Source organism: Longimicrobium sp., assembly GCA_036387335.1.
Taxonomy (GTDB): Bacteria; Gemmatimonadota; Gemmatimonadetes; order Longimicrobiales; family Longimicrobiaceae; genus Longimicrobium.
This window is the reverse complement of the sequence record DASVTZ010000125.1, coordinates 1-5331: the sequence shown is the minus strand read 5'-3', so window position 1 is coordinate 5331 and position 5331 is coordinate 1. Positions and strand designations below refer to the sequence as shown.

Annotated in this window: 5 protein-coding genes; 3 read left to right on the top strand and 2 right to left on the bottom strand. The window is 70.5% G+C overall.

Features of this window, described 5'->3' with window-relative positions:
- Together VF647_11660 and VF647_11655 are read right to left on the bottom strand one after the other, a co-directional pair.
- Nucleotides 1-819, bottom strand: an 819-nt coding sequence (locus VF647_11660; GenBank protein HEX8452746.1) for an MFS transporter, incomplete at its 3' end; no start/stop codon positions are given.
- A gap of 23 nt (nt 820-842) precedes the next feature.
- A complete protein-coding gene (locus tag VF647_11655; protein HEX8452745.1) occupies nt 843-2171 on the bottom strand; it encodes a 1-acyl-sn-glycerol-3-phosphate acyltransferase in 1329 nt (442 codons plus the stop codon).
- Between the two features lie 98 nt (nt 2172-2269).
- Here VF647_11655 and VF647_11650 point away from each other — a divergent pair, with 98 nt between their 5' ends.
- The 3 genes from VF647_11650 (at nt 2270) to VF647_11640 (ending at nt 5286) form a co-directional block, all read left to right on the top strand.
- Nucleotides 2270-3298 carry an alpha/beta fold hydrolase gene (locus VF647_11650; protein ID HEX8452744.1) on the top strand — a complete coding sequence of 343 codons (1029 nt, stop codon included), beginning with the start codon at nt 2270-2272 and terminating at the stop codon, nt 3296-3298.
- A gap of 154 nt (nt 3299-3452) precedes the next feature.
- Entirely contained in the window at nt 3453-4301 is an 849-nt protein-coding gene (locus VF647_11645; GenBank protein HEX8452743.1) for an HD domain-containing protein, read from the top strand.
- 154 nt (nt 4302-4455) lie between these two features.
- Entirely contained in the window at nt 4456-5286 is an 831-nt protein-coding gene (locus VF647_11640) for a sugar nucleotide-binding protein (GenBank protein HEX8452742.1), read from the top strand.
- Nucleotides 5287-5331 lie beyond the last annotated feature (45 nt).

Below are 5331 nucleotides of genomic sequence, written 5' to 3'. Positions count from 1 at the left end.
CATCCCCGTGCTGACGGCGACGTTGACGGTGTACAGCGCCATGATGGAGATGACGGTGTTGATGGCGTCCGTGTAGAAGACGCGCCCAACCAGGAAGCGCACCAGGCCGGGGTAGCGCCCGCCTTCCTTGAGCGTGCGGATGGTCTGCGAGGTGGAGTCGCGCACCATCTCCCAGCCGATGGGGCGGGGGCGGGGGTTGCCGCGCTCACGGACGAAGAGGAAGCAGGGGATGGAGAGGACGAGGAAGGCAGCCGCGATGGCGGTGAAGAGGAGCGGCTTGTTCCCGGTGCCCAGCAGGATGCCCATCCCGACCGCGAAGTAGGAGCCGAGGTACCCCACGCCGACCCCGATCCCGCCGATCCGGCCGCGGTTCTCCTCGGTGCTGACCTCGGGGAGGAGCGCGTCGTAGAACTGGAGCCCCGCCTGGTACGCCACGTTGGCGATGACGAAGCAGATCGCCGTCGTGTAGAAGCCAGAGCGCGCCAGCAGCGCCGTGAACGCGACGCAGACCACCGTGCTGACGATCAGAAAGGGCATCCGCCGGGGCGCGCGGTCCGTCATCGCCCCCAGGAGCGGTGAGAACATGAAGATGAGCGCCATCGAGACCGCGGTGATGATCCCGTAGACCGTGTCCGCGCGCGTGGCCCCCACCTGGTCGCGCACCCAGAGGGAGAAGTAGAGCGAGATGACGCCCATCGAGAAGATGGTGTTCGCCAGGTCGTACAGCACCCAGCTCGCCACCGAGATGCGCCTGATCTCGTGCGGCGCCTTGCGCGGCACCGTTTCGGGAGGCGGCGCGGCGATTCCGGGCTCGAGCATGGGGTGGGGCTCCGTTTCGGGATTCAGGGGAAGGCCAGCGGTTCGCGGGTCTCTTCCCAAAGCGTGTTGAGCTGCTTCGCGAGCTCGCGCTGCCGGGTGCGCAGCTCGTCCAGCGTCTGCCGCCTGCGGGCGCGGAGGATGAAGCGTCGTGCCTCGCCGGTCGCGCGCTGCCAGCGGTCGCGCACGTGCAGCGTCACGACACCGATCGCGGGGAGCACGACGACCGCCGCTAGGCCCGCGAGGATGCCGAAGCGCCACCCGATCAGTGCCGACAGCGCGACGACCCACAGCAGGTGAATCACCGCGCCCACGAGCAGCTTGGTCGTGGCCTGCATGTCGGGAGTCGGCTTCGTCAAGGCGGCGACTGGGCGTGTGGCCTGGTAGGGGATGAAGAAGATGATCGTGCCCGCCGCGGCGATGGGGACGCCCAGGGCGAAGAAGGCGAGTTGCCGCACGATCCAGCGGGCGGCGAGGTCGGCGCGGTTTCCAGCCTTGAGCTGTTCGGGCGTCATCCCGAGCACCTGGAGGGAGCGGGCGTGCTCGGCCACCTCGTGCGCCAGCGCCGTCCAGGGGCCGCGCTCGTCGTGGCGCAGGCGGGCCAGCGACGCCGCGGCCGCGCGCATCCGCCGCACGCGCGCCGCGGGGGAGGGGTCGGTGGGCGTTTCGGCGGAGAAAGTGGCCTCGGCGGCTTCCAGGAGCGGCGCGTCTTCCCAGCGGTCCAGGTTGATCGTCACGCGGCGGATCGCGTCGTCGATGCGGTCCGTCAGCTCGCCCACGGCGGCACGGTCGCCTTCGCCGCGCGGGGCGAGGTCATCCCACGCTACGGGCTCACCCACGACCAGCATCCCCTCGGAGCGGAACGACTCCTTTTCGCGGAAGACGAGCCCGATCGGCACCACTGGGAACGCGCCGCCGATCCGCGCCGCGGCGCCAAGCGCGATGCGTGCGGCCCCCGTCTTCAGCGGCGCGAGCGAGGGGCTGGTGTGGCTGATCCCCTCGGGGAAGATCCCAACCGCGTCGCCAGCCGCGAGCGCCTCGTGCGCGGCGCGAAAGGTGTCATCGTTGCCGGCCATCGCGGCGGGATCGTCCTGCCTGCGGTACACGGGGATCGCCCCGGCACCCCGGACGAGCCATCCCACCTGCCCGTGATCGAAGAGGGGCGCCTTCGCCAGGAACCGCACCGGCCGCCCCGCCGCCGCCACCACCGCCGCCGCGTCGAGCAGCGAGTTGGGATGGTTCGCCACCAGCAGCACCGGCCCCGCCGGCGGCACGCGCTCGCCCGTCACCTCGAGCCGGTAGAACACCCGGAGCGCGAAGCGGGAAAGGGGCGAGAAGATGGGGAGGAGCCACACGATGCGGGTCGTGAGCGGCGGGGGAGGTTGTCCGGCGGGACGCGAAATATCGCGACGCCTGTTGATGGGCGAAAGACCGCGCGTAGATTCACGTACCTATGAGCCAAGCTGATTGCACCGAGCCGCCGCCCGCGAAGGCCTTCGTGCCGCGCCCCTTCCGCCCCGCGCGCTGGCTGCCGGGCGCGCACGGCCAGACCGTCGCCGGGCGCTACCTGCGCGAGCGGACCGGCGTGCACTACCGCCGCGAGCGCATGGAGACGGAGGACGGCGACTTCGTGGACCTGGACTGGGCCACCGTCGAAGGAATCGCGCTCCCGGCCGGCGCGCCCCTGGTGCTGCTGGTGCACGGCCTGGAGGGGAGCGCCAACTCGTCGTACATGCTGGAAAGCTGCCGAGCCCTCGCCGAGTGCGGCCTGCGCGCCGTGGCGATGAACTTCCGCTCGTGCAGTGGCGAGCCGAACCGCGCGCTCCGTTTCTACCACGCCGGCGACACGGCGGACCTCTCCGCCGTCCTCCGCCACCTGCGCGAGCGCGAGCCGGACGCCGCCTTTGGCGCGCTCGGCTTCTCGCTGGGCGGCAACGTCCTCCTCAAGTACCTCGGAGAGCGGGGGGAGGGTTCCGCCGTTCGCGCGGCGGCGGCGGTGTCGGTGCCCTTCGACCTGATGGCGGGCGCGGAGTACATGGACGCCAGCTTCATGGGCCGCAGGTATACGGAGGTGCTCCTGCGCTCCCTCCGCCGCAAGTTCGGCGACAGGCAGGCGGAGATCGGCGACCGCTGCGACGCGCCGAGAGCGCTCTCTTCGCGCTCCTTCCGCGACTTCGACGACGCCGTGACGGCGCGTCTGCACGGCTTTCGTGACGTGGCGGACTACTACGCGCAGTCCAGCTCCGCGCAGTTCCTCCCGGCGATACGCATCCCCACGCTCCTAGTGCACGCGGTGGACGACCCGTTCGTCCCGCCGCACGCCATCCCGCGCCAGGCGGTCGAGGTCAACCCCAGCCTCGCCGCGATCTTTACGGAGCACGGCGGGCACGTGGGGTTCATCCAGGGGAAGCCGTGGGCGCCCGAGTTCTGGGCGGAGCGCGAGGCGGCGCGCTTTCTGGCCGAACGGCTCCCGCACCCGTAATCTGCTGCACGGGACGGTACGCGCTTCGCGTTGTCCTCGGCCTGTTGCCCCGCCGTGACACGTGGGGGGTACAATACGGCGAGGCGGTCATCGCCCCCGGCGGGCGCGCATCTTCGGTGAGCCCCGGATCACCTGTCGAACACGGAACGAACGGATGTCGGAAGGACTGGACTTGCAGGAGCAGCAGGCGCAGTGGGGATGCACGGTGGAGGAGCGGTTCAGCCACCGCCTTCCGCTGAACGTCCCCAGCCGCAACAACCGCAAGGTCGCGGCGCTCATCCAGCGCATCAACCAGGACGAGGAGCTGTACTCCCTCTGGCTCGCGGCGAACGTCAACGCCGTGGAGCGGCTGGGGATGACGGACCACGGGCCGGTGCACGTCAAGATCGTGATGAACATCGCCACCAAGCTGCTGCGCATGCTCCTGGAGCGCGGCGCGAAGCCCGGCGTGGTGGAGAACTACGGGATGGGAAGCGACGACGCCGAGGTGGTGGTCGTCATGGCCGCGCTCTGCCACGACCTTGGGATGTCGATCCACCGCGCGGACCACGAGGGATTCTCGCTCTTCGTGGCGCAGGCCAAGATCAAGGAGCTGCTCTCCGAGCTGTACGACGTGCGCTCGGCCACGATCCTGCGCTCCGAGATCCTGCACGCCATCATCGCCCACCGCTCGGGCGGCAAGCCGCTGACGCTGGAGGCGGGGATCGTGCGCGTGGCGGACGCGCTGGACATGGCCAAGGGCCGCTCGCGCATCCCTTTCGCGACGGGCGCTGCCAGCATCCATTCCGTCTCCGCGGCGGCGATCGAGGCGGTGCACATCGAGCCCGGCGTCACCAAGCCCGTGCGCGTGCGGATCGAGATGTCCAACTCGGCCGGCGTCTTCCAGCTCGACCAGCTCTTTCGCGAGAAGCTCAAGGGGAGCGGCCTGGAGCCGTACATCGAGCTCGAAGCGCTGATCGAGGGCGAGGCCGAGAAGCGGCTGGTGACCTCGTTCCAGCTCTGATGCCGTTTCTCGCGCTCCTGCTGCGTTGAACCGATTGTCTCACGCGAAGACGCGAAGGCGCAAAGAAAGTACTTCCGTGCTTCCCTTCGCGTCTTCGCGCCTTTGCGTGACATCGTGATCCAATGATTTTGCACAGAATTCGACGCCTGACCTGATGCGCGTCCTGATCACCGGCGGAGCCGGCCTGCTCGGCGGCACGCTGATCTCCACCGCGCGTGTCGGGGTGGAGGTGCACGCCACGCAGCGCCGCACCCCCGTCTCCGGAGCTGTGGCACACGCCGTGGACCTGGCCGACGCACCCGCGATCGCCGCCCTCCTGGAACGCCTGCGTCCCGATGCGGTGATCCACACCGCGTATGGCAAGGACGATCCGGAGCGCGACATCGTGACCGCCTCGCGCGCCGTCGCGGAGGGGTGCGCGCGCACCGGCGCCGCGCTCGTGCACGTGAGCACCGATCTGGTGCTTGATGGCGAGCACGCGCCCTACGATGAATCCGCCGAGGCGGCGCCGATCGAGGAGTACGGGCGCTGGAAGGCGGAGGCGGAACGTGCGGTGCTTGCCGCCGCGCCGGAGGCGGCCATCGCGCGCACCTCCCTCATCGTCCGCGCCGACCCGCCGGACGCCATCACCGCCCGCCTCGTGGAGTCGCTCCGCGCGGGCGAGCCGTCGCGCCTGTACGTGGACGAGCTGCGCTGCCCGATCTTCGTGGAAGACCTCGCCCGCCAGCTCTGGGAGATCGCCGCCCTTCCCGCGGCACGGCGCGGCGGCGTGTGGAACCTGGTGGGTCCTGAGGCGGTGAGCCGCTTCACGATCGGCACCCTGATCGCGCGCCGCTTCGGCCTCGATGCATCGCTCCTGACACCCGCGCTCAACGCCACCCATCCCGCGCCCCGCCCCCGCGATCTGCGCCTCCTCACCCCGCGCGCCGACCGCGAGCTGAAGACGCGCGCGCGGACGATCGCGGAGGCGCTGGTGCCGGCGTAGGGCCCCCACCCCCGCTCGTCACCTCGCGGCCCCTCCCCCAAACCG